Origin of the sequence: Lysinibacillus sp. KCTC 33748 (assembly GCF_002237755.1) — a bacterium.
Lineage (GTDB): Bacteria > Bacillota > Bacilli > Bacillales_A > Planococcaceae > Lysinibacillus.
The window spans coordinates 141,907-161,003 of record NZ_MWSJ01000006.1 but is presented as its reverse complement, the minus strand read 5'-3'; the positions used below and the strand labels follow the sequence as shown (position 1 = coordinate 161,003).

Annotated in this window: 24 protein-coding genes; 7 read left to right on the top strand and 17 right to left on the bottom strand. The window is 36.9% G+C overall.

Features of this window, described 5'->3' with window-relative positions; all coding sequences use genetic code 11:
* Positions 1–123: 123 nt before the first annotated feature.
* The 5 genes from B1B04_RS11045 to B1B04_RS11025 form a co-directional block, all read right to left on the bottom strand.
* The gene (locus tag B1B04_RS11045; RefSeq protein WP_079561519.1) at positions 124–273 is read right to left on the bottom strand and encodes a YezD family protein; all 150 of its coding nucleotides are present in this window, start codon (positions 271–273) and stop codon (positions 124–126) included.
* The gene (locus B1B04_RS11040) at positions 273–1,013 is read right to left on the bottom strand and encodes a sirohydrochlorin chelatase (protein ID WP_079561518.1); all 741 of its coding nucleotides are present in this window, start codon (positions 1,011–1,013) and stop codon (positions 273–275) included. The genes B1B04_RS11045 and B1B04_RS11040 overlap by 1 nt, the downstream gene beginning before the upstream one ends.
* Positions 1,014–1,025: 12 nt before the next feature.
* The gene (gene cobA, locus B1B04_RS11035) at positions 1,026–1,802 is read right to left on the bottom strand and encodes a uroporphyrinogen-III C-methyltransferase (protein WP_079561517.1); all 777 of its coding nucleotides are present in this window, start codon (positions 1,800–1,802) and stop codon (positions 1,026–1,028) included.
* A 268-nt stretch (positions 1,803–2,070) separates the two neighbouring features.
* Complete coding sequence (locus B1B04_RS11030) at positions 2,071–2,277, bottom strand: hypothetical protein (protein WP_079561516.1); 207 nt, start codon at positions 2,275–2,277, stop codon at positions 2,071–2,073.
* 67 nt (positions 2,278–2,344) lie between these two features.
* A complete protein-coding gene (locus B1B04_RS11025) occupies positions 2,345–3,853 on the bottom strand; it encodes a leucyl aminopeptidase (RefSeq protein WP_079561515.1) in 1,509 nt (502 codons plus the stop codon).
* Between the two features lie 113 nt (positions 3,854–3,966).
* Between B1B04_RS11025 and B1B04_RS11020 the strand changes: the two genes are divergently transcribed.
* Entirely contained in the window at positions 3,967–4,449 is a 483-nt protein-coding gene (locus B1B04_RS11020; protein WP_079561514.1) for a divergent PAP2 family protein, read from the top strand.
* A 266-nt stretch (positions 4,450–4,715) separates the two neighbouring features.
* On the opposite strand, the gene B1B04_RS11015 is transcribed toward B1B04_RS11020, so the two are convergent.
* The 7 genes from B1B04_RS11015 to B1B04_RS10990 all read right to left on the bottom strand — a co-directional run bounded on the left by B1B04_RS11015 (position 4,716) and on the right by B1B04_RS10990 (position 11,100).
* A complete protein-coding gene (locus B1B04_RS11015) occupies positions 4,716–5,045 on the bottom strand; it encodes a YuiB family protein (RefSeq protein WP_079561513.1) in 330 nt (109 codons plus the stop codon).
* A gap of 320 nt (positions 5,046–5,365) precedes the next feature.
* Positions 5,366–7,159: a carbon starvation CstA family protein gene (locus tag B1B04_RS11010; protein WP_079561512.1), complete on the bottom strand. Its 1,794-nt coding sequence runs from the start codon at positions 7,157–7,159 to the stop codon at positions 5,366–5,368.
* A gap of 118 nt (positions 7,160–7,277) precedes the next feature.
* Positions 7,278–8,024, bottom strand: a complete 747-nt coding sequence (locus tag B1B04_RS11005) for a LytR/AlgR family response regulator transcription factor (RefSeq protein ID WP_079561511.1) — start codon at positions 8,022–8,024, stop codon at positions 7,278–7,280.
* A gap of 4 nt (positions 8,025–8,028) precedes the next feature.
* Positions 8,029–9,780 (bottom strand): sensor histidine kinase, encoded by a 1,752-nt coding sequence (locus tag B1B04_RS11000; RefSeq protein ID WP_079561510.1) that lies wholly within the window; start codon positions 9,778–9,780, stop codon positions 8,029–8,031.
* Between the two features lie 23 nt (positions 9,781–9,803).
* Positions 9,804–10,301 (bottom strand): NUDIX hydrolase, encoded by a 498-nt coding sequence (locus tag B1B04_RS10995; protein WP_079561509.1) that lies wholly within the window; start codon positions 10,299–10,301, stop codon positions 9,804–9,806.
* Positions 10,302–10,417: 116 nt separating this feature from the next.
* Positions 10,418–10,555, bottom strand: coding sequence for a hypothetical protein (locus tag B1B04_RS25655; protein WP_170938962.1), 138 nt, complete (start codon positions 10,553–10,555; stop codon positions 10,418–10,420).
* A gap of 92 nt (positions 10,556–10,647) precedes the next feature.
* Entirely contained in the window at positions 10,648–11,100 is a 453-nt protein-coding gene (locus tag B1B04_RS10990; protein ID WP_346426990.1) for a MarR family winged helix-turn-helix transcriptional regulator, read from the bottom strand.
* Positions 11,101–11,236: 136 nt separating this feature from the next.
* Between B1B04_RS10990 and B1B04_RS10985 the strand changes: the two genes are divergently transcribed.
* From B1B04_RS10985 to B1B04_RS10970, 3 genes are all read left to right on the top strand, one after another.
* On the top strand, positions 11,237–11,728 hold the full coding sequence (locus tag B1B04_RS10985) for a CarD family transcriptional regulator (RefSeq protein ID WP_079561508.1): 492 nt from the start codon (positions 11,237–11,239) through the stop codon (positions 11,726–11,728).
* A gap of 968 nt (positions 11,729–12,696) precedes the next feature.
* The gene (locus tag B1B04_RS10975; protein WP_079561506.1) at positions 12,697–13,119 is read left to right on the top strand and encodes an NUDIX domain-containing protein; all 423 of its coding nucleotides are present in this window, start codon (positions 12,697–12,699) and stop codon (positions 13,117–13,119) included.
* Positions 13,120–13,131: 12 nt separating this feature from the next.
* On the top strand, positions 13,132–13,536 hold the full coding sequence (locus B1B04_RS10970) for an NUDIX hydrolase (protein WP_079561505.1): 405 nt from the start codon (positions 13,132–13,134) through the stop codon (positions 13,534–13,536).
* A 259-nt stretch (positions 13,537–13,795) separates the two neighbouring features.
* Here B1B04_RS10970 and B1B04_RS10965 read toward each other — a convergent pair whose 3' ends face one another.
* Positions 13,796–14,170: a HesB/IscA family protein gene (locus tag B1B04_RS10965; RefSeq protein ID WP_079561504.1), complete on the bottom strand. Its 375-nt coding sequence runs from the start codon at positions 14,168–14,170 to the stop codon at positions 13,796–13,798.
* A gap of 324 nt (positions 14,171–14,494) precedes the next feature.
* Between B1B04_RS10965 and B1B04_RS10960 the strand changes: the two genes are divergently transcribed.
* Positions 14,495–15,187 (top strand): DUF2225 domain-containing protein, encoded by a 693-nt coding sequence (locus tag B1B04_RS10960; RefSeq protein ID WP_079561503.1) that lies wholly within the window; start codon positions 14,495–14,497, stop codon positions 15,185–15,187.
* 49 nt (positions 15,188–15,236) lie between these two features.
* Here B1B04_RS10960 and B1B04_RS10955 read toward each other — a convergent pair whose 3' ends face one another.
* Positions 15,237–15,473: a NifU family protein gene (locus B1B04_RS10955; protein ID WP_010857481.1), complete on the bottom strand. Its 237-nt coding sequence runs from the start codon at positions 15,471–15,473 to the stop codon at positions 15,237–15,239.
* Positions 15,474–15,556: 83 nt separating this feature from the next.
* Here B1B04_RS10955 and B1B04_RS10950 point away from each other — a divergent pair, with 83 nt between their 5' ends.
* Positions 15,557–15,892: a YuzD family protein gene (locus tag B1B04_RS10950; RefSeq protein ID WP_079561502.1), complete on the top strand. Its 336-nt coding sequence runs from the start codon at positions 15,557–15,559 to the stop codon at positions 15,890–15,892.
* A 137-nt stretch (positions 15,893–16,029) separates the two neighbouring features.
* Here the strand turns inward: B1B04_RS10950 and B1B04_RS10945 are convergent, their stop codons facing one another.
* Positions 16,030–17,094 carry an NAD(P)/FAD-dependent oxidoreductase gene (locus tag B1B04_RS10945; protein WP_079561501.1) on the bottom strand — a complete coding sequence of 355 codons (1,065 nt, stop codon included), beginning with the start codon at positions 17,092–17,094 and terminating at the stop codon, positions 16,030–16,032.
* Between the two features lie 324 nt (positions 17,095–17,418).
* Between B1B04_RS10945 and B1B04_RS10940 the strand changes: the two genes are divergently transcribed.
* Complete coding sequence (locus B1B04_RS10940) at positions 17,419–17,655, top strand: YuzB family protein (RefSeq protein ID WP_079561500.1); 237 nt, start codon at positions 17,419–17,421, stop codon at positions 17,653–17,655.
* A 211-nt stretch (positions 17,656–17,866) separates the two neighbouring features.
* On the opposite strand, the gene B1B04_RS10935 is transcribed toward B1B04_RS10940, so the two are convergent.
* Both B1B04_RS10935 and B1B04_RS10930 read right to left on the bottom strand, forming a co-directional pair.
* On the bottom strand, positions 17,867–18,619 hold the full coding sequence (locus B1B04_RS10935; RefSeq protein ID WP_079561499.1) for a TIGR01457 family HAD-type hydrolase: 753 nt from the start codon (positions 18,617–18,619) through the stop codon (positions 17,867–17,869).
* Positions 18,616–19,068: a DUF86 domain-containing protein gene (locus tag B1B04_RS10930; RefSeq protein WP_079561498.1), complete on the bottom strand. Its 453-nt coding sequence runs from the start codon at positions 19,066–19,068 to the stop codon at positions 18,616–18,618. Before B1B04_RS10930 ends, B1B04_RS10935 begins: the two co-directional genes overlap by 4 nt.
* Positions 19,069–19,097 lie beyond the last annotated feature (29 nt).

Here is a 19,097-nt window from a genome sequence, read left to right as displayed (position 1 = left end):
TCAGCAACAACACTAGGGCCGACACGATGTCGGTCACTCAGTCGTTGCCACAGGAAGTGGCGTTCGTAGACTGAGTTCCTCTGTTCAGCGGATGTTTGGACACCTGCTGAAAGAAATTAAAAATTATCGAAGTCGTATTTTTTCTTTCTTTTCTATTTGGACCACATAGGAATTTTGCACAATCAATGTAATCGATCCGTGGTTCACAGTATTTAAAATTTGGCGGACATTATCTAATGCAAGATTTACATTTTCAGTCCTTTTATCTACCATTACAAAACACCTTCCTTAGTAAGTTTTAATAATTGATAAATACGTTCCACTAAAACTTTCCTTACATTGTCGTCATAGCCTAAACTTTCACATAAAATAACATTCTTATTCTCATAATCTTGTAATCGCCTTGTTATGCTTTGGCGCAAAATCCCGGTAAACAACAAATACGGCACTATAAATACTTGATTGCCCCTTTTCTGCTCTTGTTGTAACCAATCTTCGAACGTAGGGCCCATGCCATAAAGAAAGCACGTGTCTACAGCTTCATAAGCGTATTTATCACGTAATCTTGTTGCAATTTTGGCTAAATCACTCTTTACTGCAGGATCACTACTCCCACGACCTATAAGTAAGACACTTGCACTGTTAGACGGGCACCTTGCTTCTAAAATTCTAGTCTGTAATGTATCAATTAATAATTCATGGACCCCAAGTGGTTCACCGTATGTAAATCGCACTTGTGGATGCTCTTCTTTTGCTTTATCAATCTCACTTGGAATATCGTGCTTTGCATGCTGAGCGGCAAGCAATAAAATAGGCACGATCGCTATAGCTGTAGCGCCCTGGTTAATACAACTTGCAATCCCTTCAGCAATTGTCGGAGTTGCAAGTTCTAAAAAACTAATTTCTTGAATCGGTATTTCAATCTCTTGTTGTACGCTCTTCAGAAAGGTAACGGCTTGCTCCACTCCCGCCTTTACTCTACTTCCATGAGCGATATATAAAATGGCTTGCATAAACCCACATCCTTACACAGAAACTTCTGCTAACTGTGGCTGCGGAATGTTTTGTTCAAACCATTGAAGTGTTTCCCTCAAAGTAACAACTTTTCCTACTACAATTATGCTTGGATTTTGAATATTTTCTCGCTGAACTAGTTCTTCAATATTAGATAAAGTCCCTGTGACTGTTTTTTGTTGAGAAAATGTACCCCAATGGATGAGCGCTATTGGTGTTTCCTTATCTCGCCCATACTTGAGCAGCTGCTGACGGATATAGGGAAGGTTACCGACCCCCATATAAATAGCAATCGTATCAATCCCTTTTACAAGACTTTCCCATTGGATTCCATCATCTTTGCCCTCTCTCATATGCCCAGTGACCATAGCAAAACTTGAGCCTAGGTCACGATGTGTAACAGGAATTCCCGCATATGCCGGTGCTGCTATCCCTGAAGTGATACCAGGCACTATTTCAAATGGAATATTATGCTGTGCTAGTACCTCTGCTTCCTCAGCTCCCCTTCCAAAAACGAATGGATCTCCTCCCTTTAATCTCGTTACAATCAATCCTTGCTGTGCATAGCTGACAAGTGCTTGATTAATTTGCTCTTGAATCATGGCGTGCTGCTGAGGTAGCTTACCGCAAAAGATAAGCTTAGCTTCTCGTTTAGCATAGGATAGTAGAGTCTTATTAATGAGTCTGTCATATAGGATGACATCAGCACATTCGATACACCTTAATCCTTTTACTGTGATAAGATCAACATCGCCAGGTCCAGCACCCACTATAAAAACTTTTCCCATTTGATTTCACTCCCTTTCGTCTTTTCTTAGAGATAAAAAAAGACTCAAATTATCCATGGGCAGAGCAATGCCTGTGAATAATAAGAGCCTCTAGTTTGCTAGTCAGCTACGTATTTAATTCTTACTAATACAATAAGAATAATAAATAATTTAGTATATTCTGTCAACACTTTATTTAATACCTAGAATATAATATTTATTTAACCTGTTAAAAAAAACCAGATGTCGCTTGCTGACATCTGGTTTTTTAAGATTTATTTTATTTGAATTAATATCTACGATGCCCTCCAAACGGTGGACCTGGTCGGAAAAATGGTGGACCTGGTCGGTAAAACGGTGGAAATGGGCGATAGAACGGCGAAAAAAATGGAGATGGGCCAAACTGTGATCCAAGAAAACTTCCTAAAAATCCCCCCAAAAACGGCCCGCCGATTGGCCAAAAGCCTCCTCCTGGATAACCTCCGAAGAATGTCATAAGCTTCCTCCCTTTTTTACTCTATCGTATGTAGGGAGATGCATATATCACACGTCCATCGCCTATTCTATTTTTCTTCTCCTAAACGTTGCACAAAGTTTGCTAGTGTACGGACCATTACACCTGTACCACCTTTTGGACCTAAGTCATGTACAGCCATCGCATCTGACGTTCCTGCAATATCTAAATGAATCCATGGTGTATCACCAACAAACTCACCAACAAAGCCTCCGCCAAAAATCATGTGACCATCACGACCAGGAGAATTATTCAAATCAGCGACGTCTGATTTACGAATTCGTTTCTTGTCATTTTCTGTTAAAGGCATACGCCACACAAATTCATCCGGCTCCTGTGCAGCTTCCATGAAAGCAGCAAAGAATTCATCGTCATTAGAAAGTGCACCTGTTTTATCCATACCAAGTGCAGTAATCACTCCACCTGTTAACGTTGCAACATCAATCAGGGAAGTAGCTCCTTGTTGTTTAGCATATGTAGTAGCGTCTGCCAATACTAAGCGTCCTTCCGCATCGGTATTTAACACTTCGACCGTCTTACCACTATATGTCGTGATGACATCATCTGGCTTAAATGCTGTTTCAGATACCATATTATCGGTAGAGCCAATAACAGCTAAGACATTTTTGTTAGGTCGTAATTCACCAATAATTTTCATGGCACCTAGCACAGCTGCAGCGCCACCCATATCGCCCTTCATGCCTACCATTGAATCTTTTGGCTTTAAGGAATAGCCACCTGTATCATACGTAACCCCTTTGCCGACAAGACCAATTGGATCATCAAAATCTTCAGTCGCTTTATATTTTAATGTTATTAAACGAGGTTCTTCATGGGAGCCTTGATTGACACATAAAATACCGCCCATTCCAAGCTCCTCTAATTGTGCTTTATCTAAAATTTCCACTTCAAAATTATACTCGACTGCAAGGGACTCTGCGTAATTTGCTAAGTCTGTCGCTGTCAGTAAGTTTGGTGGACAATTAATTAAGCTACGTGCTTCATTTACAGCATTTGCATAAATAGCGCCAACCTCAAAGCTTGCCACCACTTCATCTAAATCATTAGCAGACGTTACAAGATGAACCGCGTCAATACGTTTATCTACTTCATTTGATGTTGTTTTATAATGAGGAATTGCATAATAACCTAGACCAGTTCCTTCACCAGCTAAAAATGCAACATCTGTTACAGTAATCGATTCTGTCGTAAACGACTCAAGCCAAATGGAATATTCTTTAACCTTTAAGGCCCTTAGTTCCTTGCCAAGCAACCCAAATGCTGCACGAATATCGCCTTCTGTTAGGTCTTTACGGTCATCTAAACCAACAAATAAAATGCGTTTAAGATTTACGTGGCTCTTCAAGAATGGCAATTTCGTCATTTTTTTAAACGCAGTAGATACATCTCCTGCACTAATCCACGCATCAATGGATTCTCCATAAAATGAAGAAAAGCTTGCCCATTCCTGCATTTGTTCACGATGTTTAGGGACACCTACTACTAACACTTCAGTAGAAATCGTTTCAAATGTTTTTGCTTCTTTTACAATATGCATGTACATTCCTCCATTCAGTATTCTATTATACCTAAATTTCAGAAAACGCGTAATATTTGGCTTTTAGAAAATAATGAATGTTATAATAAAAGCAATTATAAGTGAAGGTTGTGATGATCATTAGTTTACTTCAAAATACCCCTTTACTCGTTGCCCTTTTTGCTGTTCTCTTCGCACAGTTTGTAAAAATCCCTATTCATTTTTTAATGACTCGAAAGATTGACTGGGGATTATTTACTTCCACCGGGGGTATGCCCAGTTCACACTCCGCTTCCGTAACAGGGCTAACAACCTCTATAGCCTATGAAACAGGATTAGATTCCCCAATTTTTGCCGTAGCCGCTATGTTTTCATTTATCGTCATGTATGATGCAAGTGGAGTACGTTTCCAGGCAGGTCAACATGCAGCAGTATTAAATCAACTACGAAAGGACTTTGAAACACTGCTTCATGATTTAAAAAAATGGCCGCAAATGGATGGCCAAGAAAAAATGGAGGAGCTAAAAACATTACTAGGTCATAAACGGAGCGAGGTATTTTTTGGAGCATTGACTGGAATCTTTATCGCCATCATCACATACCAGTTTATTTTGTAAAAATAGACACACCCTCATGCCGAGGCTGTGTTTTTTTATTTATCGGAACATTTTTGTGATTTATCGGAAACATTTCACGATTTATCGGAAAAATTCAATAAAAAAATCAGCAGATGCTTGGACATCTGCTGAAATAAGATCAAATATGCCGAGGCATATTTGCGTCCGGAATCGGCTTTGTGCTAGCACAAAGCACTCCTTTTCGAATCCATGACATCCGCCGGAGGCTTAATTTCTTTCAGCGGATGTTTACCCGCTGAAAGAAATTAAAACATTCGATAACCGCTTTTACGTAAATAAATCATGACAATTCCCGCTACAATTGAACCAGCAAAGCCACCCGATAAAATGGACACATCAACAAGGTGCAATGCTTGTAACTTATCTAAAAGTGCTGGAAATGCAGAACCTGGCTTGAAAATATAATCTAAAAAGCTTACATCATCGACAATAAAAATAACAACAATTGGATACACGATTGCCATTAACCATGTCATTCGCAGAAGCATATTCAATAAAAATCCAATACCAAAGAACATAACGAAAAATAATAAAATTGAAATGATTAACTGTACTAATGAAACTGGACCATCCATGTATGTATAACCTCCATTTTCCTCTCATTAGTTTACATGATTACTACAACGCTTTCAATGAACATATCCTTGATTTCGCTTGTTCGTCATATTTAGGAATCATCACCATAACGTGTAGTTGATTTCCGTTCCGACTGGGCGCTTTGCCGGGGGGCGTCCGTTGAGCCGCTAATCCCCAAGGAGTCGCCCAGTCGTAACGAAGATCCGCTTATATGTGGCATAAAATTAACATATGTCATCCATAACTCTTGATGATTAGCCAATAAAAAAACTATTGAAAACTAGTATACAACCAATTTTCAATAGTTTCTCGCTTTTCATTATGAAGCTGTTTGTGATAATAAAAACTTTGGTGACTTCCAAAGCTCTGCCCATTTTTTAATGGCAGCAATAACAATGATAAAGCCTAACATTAACATAATGACAGACAATATACCATTTAACATATTGTAACCAGCCGCCGCTGTATTCCAATACACATTTTTAATCATCCAAAAGCCTGCTACATTTACAGTGACATATAAATAGGCTAATGGGATAAAGCATGTTAAGGCATAGATTCGCTTATCTGCAACTTTTAATACGATTGTTACACCACATACTAAACCGATTGTTGCCATCAACTGATTCGAGACACCGAATAATACCCAAATTGAACTAATATCTCCTGAATACAATAAATAGCCCCACATGAAGCATGCAAGTGCACTTGCAAAGATTGTACCCGGAATCCAATTTGTACGCTTCAGTGGCTTGTATACATTGCCGCCAAAATCTTGGATTAAATAGCGCGCTACACGCGTCCCAGCATCAATAGCCGTTAAAATAAAGACCGCTTCAAACATGATCACGAATTGATAGAAATAAGAAGATAGTTCAGCAAACCAAGGAATCCCTGTGAAAATATCAGTCATCCCAACTGCAAGCGTTACTGCTCCTCCTGTACGTCCTTCTAAATCCATCCCAATACTTTCAGCTAAAGCATGTAAATGAACAGGCTCCATTCCTAATGTAGCAAAGACTGCTGGGGCTGAATTAATCGCAAAATAATCTGCAGGATGAAGGGCTGTTGCTGCAATTAAAGCCATTACACCTACTAAAGATTCTACGAGCATCGCACCAAAACCGACGATGCGAATATCTTCCCAGCGATCAATCATTTTCGGCGTTGTCCCAGAGCCTACAAAAGCATGGAAGCCAGAAATAGCCCCACAGGCAATTGTGATAGAGACGAATGGCCATACTGGTCCAGCAATTACTGGACCACCACCATGAATAAACTCCGTAATTGGCGGGAATTGAATAACTGGGTTAACGAAAAAGACCCCGATGATTAAAGCAATAAATACACCAATTTTCATGAAACTACTTAAATAATCACGCGGCGCTAATAAGAGCCAAACAGGTAATGCCGCTGCAAAGAATGCATAAATCGGTAAAATAATAGCTAAAGTATCACGGTCAAACGTTAAAAAATCGCCAAATACTGTTCCTTGAATCATCGGTCCAAGAAATACACCAATCATCAACAAAATAAAGCCAACTGTCGATGTAACTATTAAATTTCCTGTTTTACGGTAAGCAATACCAACAAGCATCGCTATTGGAATGGTAATCCCTACCGCAAAAGTTCCCCATGGATTTCGCTCTAACGCACCAAGGACAACCATCGATAGCCCGGCCATTGTAATTGTAATAATGAAAAGCATGGCAAGGCCTGTACAGAATCCTGCAATAGGTCCTAATTCCTTCTTCATGACCTCAGATAAAGACTTTCCACCATGGCGCATTGAAGCGAATAACACTACTGCATCATGTACCGCACCACCGATTACCGCACCAATTAACAGCCAAAGGAGCCCAGGCAAATAGCCAAATTGTGCAGCTAAAATAGGTCCGACTAACGGTCCAGCTGCTGCGATTGCAGCAAAGTGATGCCCAAATGTCACCCATTTATTCGTCGGAACATAGTCTTTACCATCCTCCATAGCGTGTGCTGGGGTGGGCGTATCATCTTTTATCTTAAGTACCCTCTTTGTGAAAAATATGCCATACAAACGATAGCTAATCATCAGTACACAAATAGAACCTATCACAATTGTAATAGCATTCATTTTATCACTCCTTTTACTTTTTTCACATCATAGCAAACGAATTGACCAATTATTCATAAAATTCACCAAAATGTAAGAATTCCAAGTTGAAAGGGTGTTTTCTACTGTTGAAATGCAGTTATTTTGATAGCTGAAATATCTTTCGTACATCTTTCATATAAAGCCTGCTGACAGGAATCGAATGCCTATTATGCAAAATCAAATTGTATTTTGAGCTGCTCCATGGCTCGAGCTCTTCAATATGCTCTAAATTGACGATAAATGCCCGATGGACCCGCACAAAGCCTTTTAAAGTAAGTTTATTCTCCAAAGCTGCTAATGACTCTGAAGCAAAATATCTCCCTTTCTCCGTGACAACAATTGTCTTACTTTCTTCAGATGTACAATATAAAATTTCCTGAATTTTAATAAGTAAAATCCGATCATTCACATAAACTGTTAATTTATCAAGCTTGTCCAATTGCATATCCTTTAATGTTTCCATCGTCTTAACCTGTGTTGTTCTTCTTTTAGCCACCAGCTTTTCAACAGCACTTTGTACACGCTCTGGCTCAAATGGTTTCAAAATATAATCAAAGGCATTCACTTCGAATGCTTGCAATGCATATTCATCATAAGCAGTAGCAAAAATAATTTCAGGTTTACGTATACTTAGTTGCAGCTGTTTTGCCAATTCAAGGCCATTGTTTACGCCTAGCTGTATATCTAAAAACACACAATCGATCTGCTCAAACTGTGGATCCAACAGTATTTCCTCCAGATCCTCCGATTCACCAATGATCTGAACTAACTTTGTTTGCTCCAATAAAAATCGCAATTCAGCCCTTGCTAACGGTTCATCATCTACAATATAGATATTTAACATTTCTCTACTCCCATCTTGTGGCTTTTAATGGCAGCTGTATCATAATTTTCGTGCCAACATCCAACGTACTTGAAATGTAAAAATCTGCATCAGTTCCATAAATTTCATGGATGCGCTGATAAATATTCCATAAGGCTGTCCCGGTACCTTGTTCGGATTGCATGATCATTTTGCCAAGCTGTTTAACCTGCTCATTTCTCATCCCGCAGCCATTATCCTCTGTTAATAGTAATAACTTATTATTGATTCGCTGCACCTTAACGTCAATCTTGCCTTCCTTACGATTTTTAAAGGCATGATAAATGGCATTTTCAACAAGTGGCTGTAAGGTAAATGGGGGGATTTGTACATCAAACAGTGATTCATCCAAGTGAAACTTCACATCATAGCGGTTTGGAAATCTTTTTTGTTCAATCGACAAATAAGCCTCTACATGGTCAATTTCATTTTTTAACGGAATCAGCATTTGTCGGGCTCCCTGCAAATTACTTCTGAAAAACGTACTAAGCTTTATCAATAAAGCTCTAGCCTCATCAGCATCCGTTCGGATCAGACTTGAAATAGTATTGAGACTATTAAATAAGAAATGAGGATGAACCTGTGCTTGTAGCGCTTTAATCTCGGCATCCTTTAATAACTTTCTTTGCTGCTCAATTTCAGCATATTCAAGCTGCGAGGAAAATAGTCGACTGAGACCTTCAGCTAGCTCCTTTTTCACCCCAGTCAATGAAGAAACATTAATAAAATATAGCTTTAAGGTACCTACCGTCTTATGCTGTACTTTTAATGGTAAGACAATCGCAGCACTTAGCGGACAATCTTCATGTGGACAATTGATTTCTTTTGCGGACGTCGCTGTAATAATACGTCCTTCTACTAACACTCGCTTCGTTAAAGCTGTTATTATTTCTTGATGAATGACGTGATGATCCTCACCTACTCCTACATGTGCTAATATTCCATTTGTATCTGTAATCGCGACTGCTTCAACCTTAATTTCTCTTTTAATAATCTCCGCAACCGTTCGGCATGATTCTTCATTTAACCCTTTACGAAAATGTTCGATTGTTTGTTGCGCAATTGAAAATGCTTGATGTGTTTGTAATGCTTTTGTACGTTCTTCCTCATCAATAAACGTTTTAATAATAATGAAAAATATTAAAATCCCAAGGGCATTCATAATAATCATTGGTAGAGCGATTAAAGAAACTAATTGCAAAGCTTGTCCAAAAGGCTTTGCTATTATTAAAATAACAATCATTTGTAAAGTTTCTGCACAAATTCCGATCATAACAGCCTTTTTATAGGAGAAGGTTTGACGTATTTTTAATTGCCTACTTAAACCACCTGTGATGAATCCTGCTAGTATAGTAGAAACACCACAGGCAACCGCTGTAAAACCGCCAAGGGTAATACGATGAATCCCTGCAATAATCCCCACACTAACGCCAACAAGTGGCCCACCAAAAATACCCGCAATTGCTACGCCAATTAGCCTCGTATTCGCAATTGCCTCCTCCGCATTTATAGTGCTATGTATCATTTGATTTAAAGGATAAATAGTACCACCTTCGATTTTTATCCCTGTATAGCTGCTCACTATACTTAGAGCACTAAAAATAATAATGAGCCAAACTTTTTCCTGAACCCCTTGATCCTGAAATAGCATGCCCCGAAAGAGGCGCCACCTTGACATTAAAAAGGCAAACACAATGATTAGTCCTACTCGCTCTAACATAAATAAAAATAGTTCCATCATAGGTCCCCTCCCCTGTCACTCTATTTTTTAAAGAACAATTTATAAGAGGAATAACCAAAGACATCTCCTGGATTTATACCTTCTATCCCCTCTAATTGGTGCTTTTCAAATTGGTTAGATGCCATTTCTTTTAACATCACTGATGTCATCTCATCTTGAGCTAGCTCCTTTGGAAACATCCATTTCGCCTCTAATAATTCTTTTTCCTGAAGACAAATCTTCTGTTGCTCATCTTTCATCCGACAATAAAATATCGCCATATTATCACTAATGTCACCACGAATCACACCCGTTCGAAAACCAATTAAGCCTGATACATAGCAATCAATACCCGTTTCTTCTTTTAATTCACGAACAACAGCCTCATCTACCGTTTCACCAGCATTGACAAAACCAGCCGGCAACGACCATCTTCCCTTTAATCCGCTATAGGCCTTTTTGACAACTAGCCATTGCCCTATCTCATTTACGGTTACCCCCGCAACGCCCAACCAAACTTTTCCTCTATCTTTTCTCATATCCTTCACCTCTATATCACTATTATAACGGCCTATTTTCTATATTTAGAAGTATTTATTCAGAATTTTTCGGTTACTCTATACTCTCGATAATAAAATACATACGTACACCAATTTTATAAATATGCCGCACCGATACAAATGACAGGACCATCACCATAACGTGTGCTTGATTTCGCCTTGGCGTAATTGCCGCTGAGCTTTGCTTTCGCTACCAAAAAAATTGCTAAAAGAAGTAAAAAAGCCTCTTCCATAACGGAGAGGCTTTTTTACTTTTTTCAAAGCAGTGTAGTATATTTGCTAAAACAGGGTACTTCGTTAGCACCACAGACTAGATCAACGAATATTATGCTTCCAATTGCTCCATATTCCAATTAAGCTTTAATATATTTTTTAAATTGTTTACTTGATCTGCTCCTATAGTATTAATTAGTTGCTGTTCAATATCAGCTTTATAACATTCGTTCTTTTCAAAACATTCTTGACCAAAATCAGTCATACGAATTGCTTTATGTTTTTTACTATGCTCGACATCAGTAACCTTCACTAATCCTTTTGCTTCCAAACTTTTTATAAATTTATGGGTTGCTTGTCTTGTAAATTCAACACCCTTAGCAACGTCTGAAATCATAAATTGTTTTTTATAAATTATCCCCAAAATACACCATTCAGAGTTAGAAATATAAATATTATGATGCTTATTCCACTTCTCTTCAGCAAGTCGTCGAAGTAGTTCGTGACGTTCGCTCAACAAGTCAATTACATCTCGATTCTGCAATTCGTCCTTCAACTGGTTCACCTTCATTCCATATTTTTCGTTACTAATATACAAAAAAACAACAGCAATCGTCAATCAAGTTGACAAAATTCTTATAATTGCTTACAATTAATTTAGTCAACTTAGTTGACAATATAGTTTGTTGGAGGGAATATACATGTACAATGTTGGCGATGTAGTCATTTATTCATCACATGGACTTTGTTCCATTAAAGATATTTGTGAACAAACCTTTAACGACATTACAAAAACATATTACGTTTTACAACCACTAAATGAACCACAATTAGTCATTCGTACCCCTATTGACAATTCAAAAAAACACCTTAGAGACATTATTAAAAAAGAAGAAGCACTCAATATTTTACATTCATTCACTTCACCTGGTGTAGAATGGATTGAACAAAACACTCATCGATCAAGATTTTATCTAGAAATATTTAAATCCGGTAATCGCCAAAAACAAGCAAACCTTTTAAACACATTGTTACGAAAAAAGATTGAATATAGTGCTAGCGAAAAAAAATTCCCTAACCAAGAAGAGAAATTACTGCAATCTTTACAAGAGAACATTTTTTCAGAGTTCTCCATAGCTCTTAATAAATCATCAGATGAAATTTATGATTATGTATTAACACAGCTTCACTAGCAGTGAGATATTGGTACATTAATAGGGCCACGATTAGAAATATCGTGGCCTTATTTTTTATTTAAAAAGAAATATAAAAAGGTTCTGCTCCATTTTCTAAAATACCGAAAAAATTGTTATCATTCTTGATTGTATAGGCTTCCCCTGTACCATTCATTTGAATGAATTTTTTATGTGAATCAATGAACATAGCATAGCCTGTGGCGAATGATTAGGTAATACTCATTACATTATTTTACCAGTTAACAGAATTCCAAATTTTTGAGAAAATAATTGTAATACATAAGAATTTCGAGGTATCAATTAATTGAAGAAAAGCATTTTTACAATCATTATATCTATGGTTGTTTTGGTAGGTATGATCATTTCATTATTTATTGCGTATAAGGATATTGGAAGTGTATTTGCAGCTAAGTTTATATTGTATTATTTAATTTTTCTTGTTTTATTCATTATTTATATAGTAACCGTAACAATAATAAATTTTAGAAAGCTAAATAAGAAGGATAAAAGAAAGAGGTTCTTTTTTATTATAATTAGTTTCATTCTAATTAGTTGTTGCAACTTTATTTTTTACTATGTAAAAGAACCATCAGAAATAAATTTTTACAATATTGTACTTACACCAGCATTTATATCATTCATTTTTGTATTAGCCGATTTACCATTCTCAACGAAAAAAAGAAATATTATTGAACTAACTGATCTTTCAGAGGACTTGCATTTATAATTAATTTTTAGATTTGCGAGTCCTTTTGTTATGCCCTAAAACGATTGCAGGCTCGTTGAACAATTAATCTCCCTCCGATGAAAAGTGATTTAAACCTTATCACTTTATCCTATGGGAAGGCTTAATCTCTTCTACTATACATTTGCTAATTAACTTCCAAATTACAATTTACTATGTTATTTTTATATAGACCGAATTTTCAGTTATATATAATTGCAATATATAAGGGGTGTTAGATTTGTTTATTGTCAATGTTGAAGGAGCCATAAGGAAAGATGATAAATGGTTCATTATTGAGAGCAATAAAAAAGAAGAACATGCCAGTGGATTACTTTCGCTTGTTGATGGAAAAGTAGAGATTGAAGGAAATTCATCAAATATATTAGAAAAAACTTTGAAAAGAGAAATTTTCAAAGAAATTGGCATTAAGATTAAAGAGAATTTGAAATATATACATAGCGCTTCATTTGTAACAGATAAAGGTGAAAACGTTGTTAATGTTATTTTCCTTTGTGAATATGAATCAGGTGATTTTTTTGTTAAACAGCCTGACGAAGTAGAAAAAATATTTTTGTTAGCAACGGAAGAAATACTTAACAACCCTCAAGCACCTGTATTTTTAAAAGAATATATCAAATATGCGGAATTAGTACTGTTCTAAAGTAGGTGCATAATGAAAGAAATAAAAGTAGCAGTCAAAGGTATTTTGATAAAAAATAATAAAATGTTAATTGTGAAGCGCTCTGCTTTTGATGAAACAGGGGCAGGTACATGGGAAAGCGTTGGTGGTGTTTTAGAGTTTGGAGAATCATTTGATGTCGCTTTAAAACGGGAATTTCTTGAAGAGGTTGGTTTAACTATTAGCGTAAGGACGCATCTTTTTTCTACGACCTTTTTAACTCATAAAACACGACAAATTGTACTTCTTACATTTCTTTGCGAATGTCAAAATGATGAAATATCTCTCTCGGATGAACATGAGCAATTTATGTGGGCTACTAAAGAAGAATTGATGGAATTATTACCCCACACAATAATTCATGATTACAAAAAACATAATGTTTTTGAGTTACTTTAAAGTACGCGTTCGTTGTTACCTATTATAGATGGATATTCCTTGCCCATTGCCATTTTACTTTAGTTGTTCGTTTCTTCTTTTTAAAGCCATATTAAAAAGCCTCCTCAATTCGTTATGTTTTCTCAACATACAAATCAAAAAGGCTTGGTATCAAATCCTAAATGCCTCATTTTAGGGTTGTGTTTACACATTTGAATTTTATACACAGCAATTTCTACTGTTATTTACAACTCTACTTCAACATTTAGACATTTACTTTTTAATCACAAATCTCAGGTGTACCTTCACGTTTTGCTGTTTTGAAAGACGTACCACAGCCACATGATGCGATAGCATTTGGATTATCGATCGTGAAGCCACCGCCCATTAGCGATTGTTTATAGTCAATTTTTGTCCCCATTATAATCGGCGCATCTTCACGGGAAACAAGAATTGTTAAACCATGTTGTATATCTTCAAAATCATCTTCTTTTTTCTCTTGATCAAAATGCATACCGTAAGATAGGCCACTGCATCCGCCACCATTAACAACTACACGTAAAAACGCACCTTGCTCTTCATTGTGCTCCATCATTTCATTAATATGAAAGACAGCCGCTTCAGTAATTTCAATTACTTGCTTTAAACTTGTCATCCCAATCACCTTCCTTCTTAATTATTATCATATCAATTTTGACTATTGTATGACAAATATTCAGCTCCAAGAGGATTTTTGGCACAACAACAAAAGATAGGATGACATTTGTTAATACGTATGCTTTGTAGTTAATCTTCGTTCCGACTGGGCGACTCCTCGGGGATCAGCGATAGAGGAACGAAATCAACCTCACATTATTGTGACAAAGCTGATATTAGTAAAAATTCTAATATTTTTCACATTAATAGTAATTTTTATTCATGTTTATAAAATAATCATTGGTATAATAGTTGTAATCACTCGATGAAAGAGGTATAAAATATGGAGATTTCACCTTATTACGAAAAAAAAATTCAATGTCTTCATTGCAAAAAAGAATTTCCAACATTAAAAGTACGCTCTAAATTCATTAAAGTAGATCATACAGAAACAGATTTTCATCCTATTTATGCAGACGGTGTAAATGCACTTTATTATAATGTATTTGTTTGTGAGCATTGCGGCTTTTCATTTACAGAAGACTTTTCAAAATATTTCGCCCCTGGCACGCAAGATGAAATTCGCATACAAATTACAGAAAAATGGGTACACCATGACTTTAAGGGAGAACGCACTGTATTCCAAGCGATACAAGCTTATAAATTAGCGTTCCTTTGCGGTACGATTAAAAAAGAGAAATTTGTTGCTATAGCTGGGCTTACATTACGTCTTGCATGGCTGTATCGTTCACTAAAAAACGAAGGCCAAGAGCAGCGTTTTATGACAATGGCCCGAGATTACTATATGGATTCTTATTCAAATGAGGATTACAGCTCTACTCAAATGTCAGATGTACGAATTATGTATATGATCGCTGAACTATCACGACGCATCGGTGATTTAGAAAATGCTACTCGCTTCTTCTCAAAGGTCATTGAGAAGCAAAGTGTTGGTGGAGAAGCGAAGATCATTGATATGGCTAAGGAACAATGGGCAATTATTCGAGAAGAAAAAGAACACGCTCGCCAAGTATAAGAAAAAAAGTTCTAGCGTGAATGAATCAGCTAGAACTTTTTTAGTCGTTTTAGAATACTTGCTCTACTTCAATAATACCTGGTACTTCTTCTAATAATGCGCGTTCGATACCAGCTTTAAGTGTGATTGTTGAACTTGGGCAACTACCACATGCACCTAATAAACGTAATTTTACAATGCCGTCTTCTACATCTACTAATTCACAGTCTCCACCGTCACGTAGTAAGAATGGGCGTAATTTATCTAATACCTCTTGAACTTGATCGTTAATTGTTGCTTCTGCCATTTGTCTCGACTCCTTTCCTTATAATGATTATAATGTTAGCAACAGAAAAAATCCAATATAGAATCACGAGGAGTGGAAATGCTATGAGTCAAACGAAACCACAGATTGAAATTTACGGAACAGAGGTTATTTGCGCTAGCTGTGTTAATGCACCATCTTCAAAAGATACATATGAATGGCTACAAGCAGCCATAGATCGAAAATATCCAAACCAAGGATATGATATTCGTTATATCGATATTGAAGGACCAATTGATAATGAGCGCGATCAAGATTATGCTGCACGCATTCAAGATGATGAATTTTTTTATCCGCTTGTCCTTATAAATAATGAAGTAGTCGGCGAAGGATATGTGCAACTAAAGCCTGTATTTACTGCACTTGAAAAGCTAGGTTTCACGCCAGATGAAACTGTTTAATCCTAGCACAACGTCGATTTTGGGCGCATTGTTTATGTGCGCGAAAGCGTAGCGACAGCGGCAGTAATGTCGAGGCATGATTGATAGAAAAATAAGGGATTGTTTCGAAATAAATTTCGAAGCAATCCCTTTTTAATTTAATCGTTTTGACGTTTGTAGTACCATAATAGTCCTGATTTCATTAAGCGTGCGATACGCCCTGTTACTGTTGTATCTGCTAAATAAACAAAGCCTTGTTTTTTACCAAGCGCTCCCATGAAACCTTTTAACTTGATATCAGGCATTTTTTCAGGTAAGTTTTCGCCATTCCAACGCATGCGAAGTACTTTTACGATTTGTTCTGCTTGTTCCTCTGCTAACTGTGCAGTTGGAGGTAATTCTGAAGCAGCACAGTCACCTACAATATATACATGCTCGTCATCAAGAAGATTGAAATATTGTGTTACAAGAGGACGACCTTGTTTATCTTTCTCAACTTCCAAATCACGAACAATTTTGACTGGCTGTACACCAGCAGTCCATACTACAGTATCGAGTGCAATTTCTTCATCATGATTGTAAATTTTACCTTGTTCGATTTTTGTAATATTTGAATTGGCAATCACTTCAACATCATTCTTTACGAACCAGTCTTTTACATATTTACTTAGCTTTTCTGGGAAGTCCTTTAGAATACGTGGACCACGGTCGAATAGCTTTATTTTTAAATCAGAACGACTTTCACGTAGCTCACTTGCAAGCTCAATACCACTTAAGCCCGCTCCTACAATTCCGACTGAAGAGCCTGCTGGTAAACCACAAAGTGCTTGGAATGTTGAACGTGATTTCGCCATTGTCTGAATGCTATATGTGTACTCCTCTGCACCTGGTACACCATGATATTTATCCTCACAGCCAAGACCTACAACTAAATCATCATATTCAATATGTTGTCCATCTTCTAGAATGACTACTTTTTCCGCACGATTAATTTCAACAACTTCTCCGTATACAGCCGTTAAACGTTCATGCTCCGGGAAGCATACACGAATTTCTTTATCTGTTGCAGTCCCTGCTGCTAATGCGTAAAATTCTGTTTTTAAACTATGGAAAGGGGCTCTGTCTACTATCACAACTTCTTTGTCTATTGGAAGGTTTGGTAATAGTCGAAGCATGACACGCATATTGCCGTAGCCGCCACCTAAAAGTACTAATTTTCCCATAATAGTCTCCTTTTATATCTCTTATATTAATTGTTCACAAAGTATCCACAAATGAGTATAACCGATTGTGAGAAGTTTCACAATATCATAATGCAATTTTGTGAAAGATTTCACAAAATAAATGATAACTTGCCTTTTTCGAACGGCTTTTGAATGATTACATCCCTTTCATCACTTTTGCAAAGATCGTTTAACACTGTAGCGAGTCATCATTTTGTATGCATCCAGCTTTAACACTGAATATCGCCTTTTATCTCACGGCCAACTCAAATTATTGACGAATGTTTTAAAAGCGAGTAGCATTACCTTGGTGAGGTGACACGTATGAATCCAATGGTTGAATTTTGTATAAGTAATTTAGCAAATGGCTCTCAAAAAACATATGAAGTACTAGAACGCGATCCAAACATCGACGTTTTGGAATATGGCTGCCTTAGTTACTGTACAAAATGTTCAGAATCATTTTATGCAATCGTCAATGGTGAATTAGTTGAAGCTGGTTCTCCTGAAGAGTTGACGAATGCCATTTATCAATTTATTGAAGAAAATCCGTTATGGTAATGAAGGCTTAATACCTCATTCATATAATGTTGAAACGCTTACTATTAAATTTGAACATATAAAAAGGATGTTATGCCAAAAAAATCGACATAAGCATCCTTTTTTTATGTTTGAACTTTTTATACGGATATTTGGACAGCAATTGAAAAGTAAATTTAAACCCGATTTCATCTCACACCTATAGAAAATGGGAGACTTCGGATGAAAGAAGTTAAATTAATGCTTCAACCACATAAGTAGGTTGCTGTTCCTTCTCAAGTACAACCTTTGAAGGTGTAACACCTGTATTTACATGGATTGTGTCACAGCCAAAACGAATCCCACACATAATATCTGTGTCGTAATTATCGCCAATCATCACCATTTCATCTTTCATAAAGCCATGCTCTGTCGCAATGACTTCAAGCATTGCAGGGGATGGTTTACCGATATAGAGTGGCTCAACGTCTGCAACCTCACCAACTAATCGGGCAAATGATCCATTACCAGGGAGGAATCCATGTTCTGTTGGGAATTTAATATCTTGATTCGTAGCTATAAACGTTGCCCCATTTTGCACAGCAATCGTTGCCTTCGCAAGTGCCATATAATCTAGATTTCGATCAATCCCCATAACAAATACCTCTGGCTCATCCTCGGTAGGTTCAATGCCTTCATTAAATAACGCTTTACGAATACCATCAGAACCTAACATGGCTACTTTTTTGCCAGGGAAATTCAAGGCTACATATTTCGCTGTAACTAATGCACTAGAGTAAATATGATCTAACGGTGCATTCACACCAATAGCGTTTAAAGCTTCCTGCAGCTGCTCTCTTGTCTTAGAAGAATTGTTTGTTACGTAAAATGGCTCAATTCCAGCTTGTTGTAACTGATGTATAAAAGTTATCGCAGAAGGAATTCCATCCTTCCCACGGTACACTGTCCCATCTAAATCAAAGCAATAGGCCTTGTAGGTTTTCATTGATGATCCTCTGGTAAAAATGCTGAAACAGGGCCAAGTTCATTTGTTAAGTAACTATTCACAGCTGGTGAGAATTGTTTTAATGCTGGTAAAGTAGCTGTTAATACATTCACAACTCCCTGAACATCAACATCTGTAAATTCACGAACAAGCATTTTACGTAAGCCAACTACTGCTTTTAATGGTTCTTCCATTTCAGTAGATACGACTTTTTCATCGATTAAAATATCAATAATATCCTCATAGCTTCCTGGATCACGCATAATGAAACCGTCAATCATTAAATTTCCAACATCCATCATTGACTCCATCACATTGTGACCAATTCGCTCGATTGCTAATTCCTTAATATCGTTTTCTAGCCAGCTATTTTCTGACTCTAAAATAGCTAATAGCCCATCTAAGTACTGTAAATTTTTTGTGATTTTATTACGATCTACAAAATACACAAGGAAAGCCCCCATTCAAATCTTTAAAA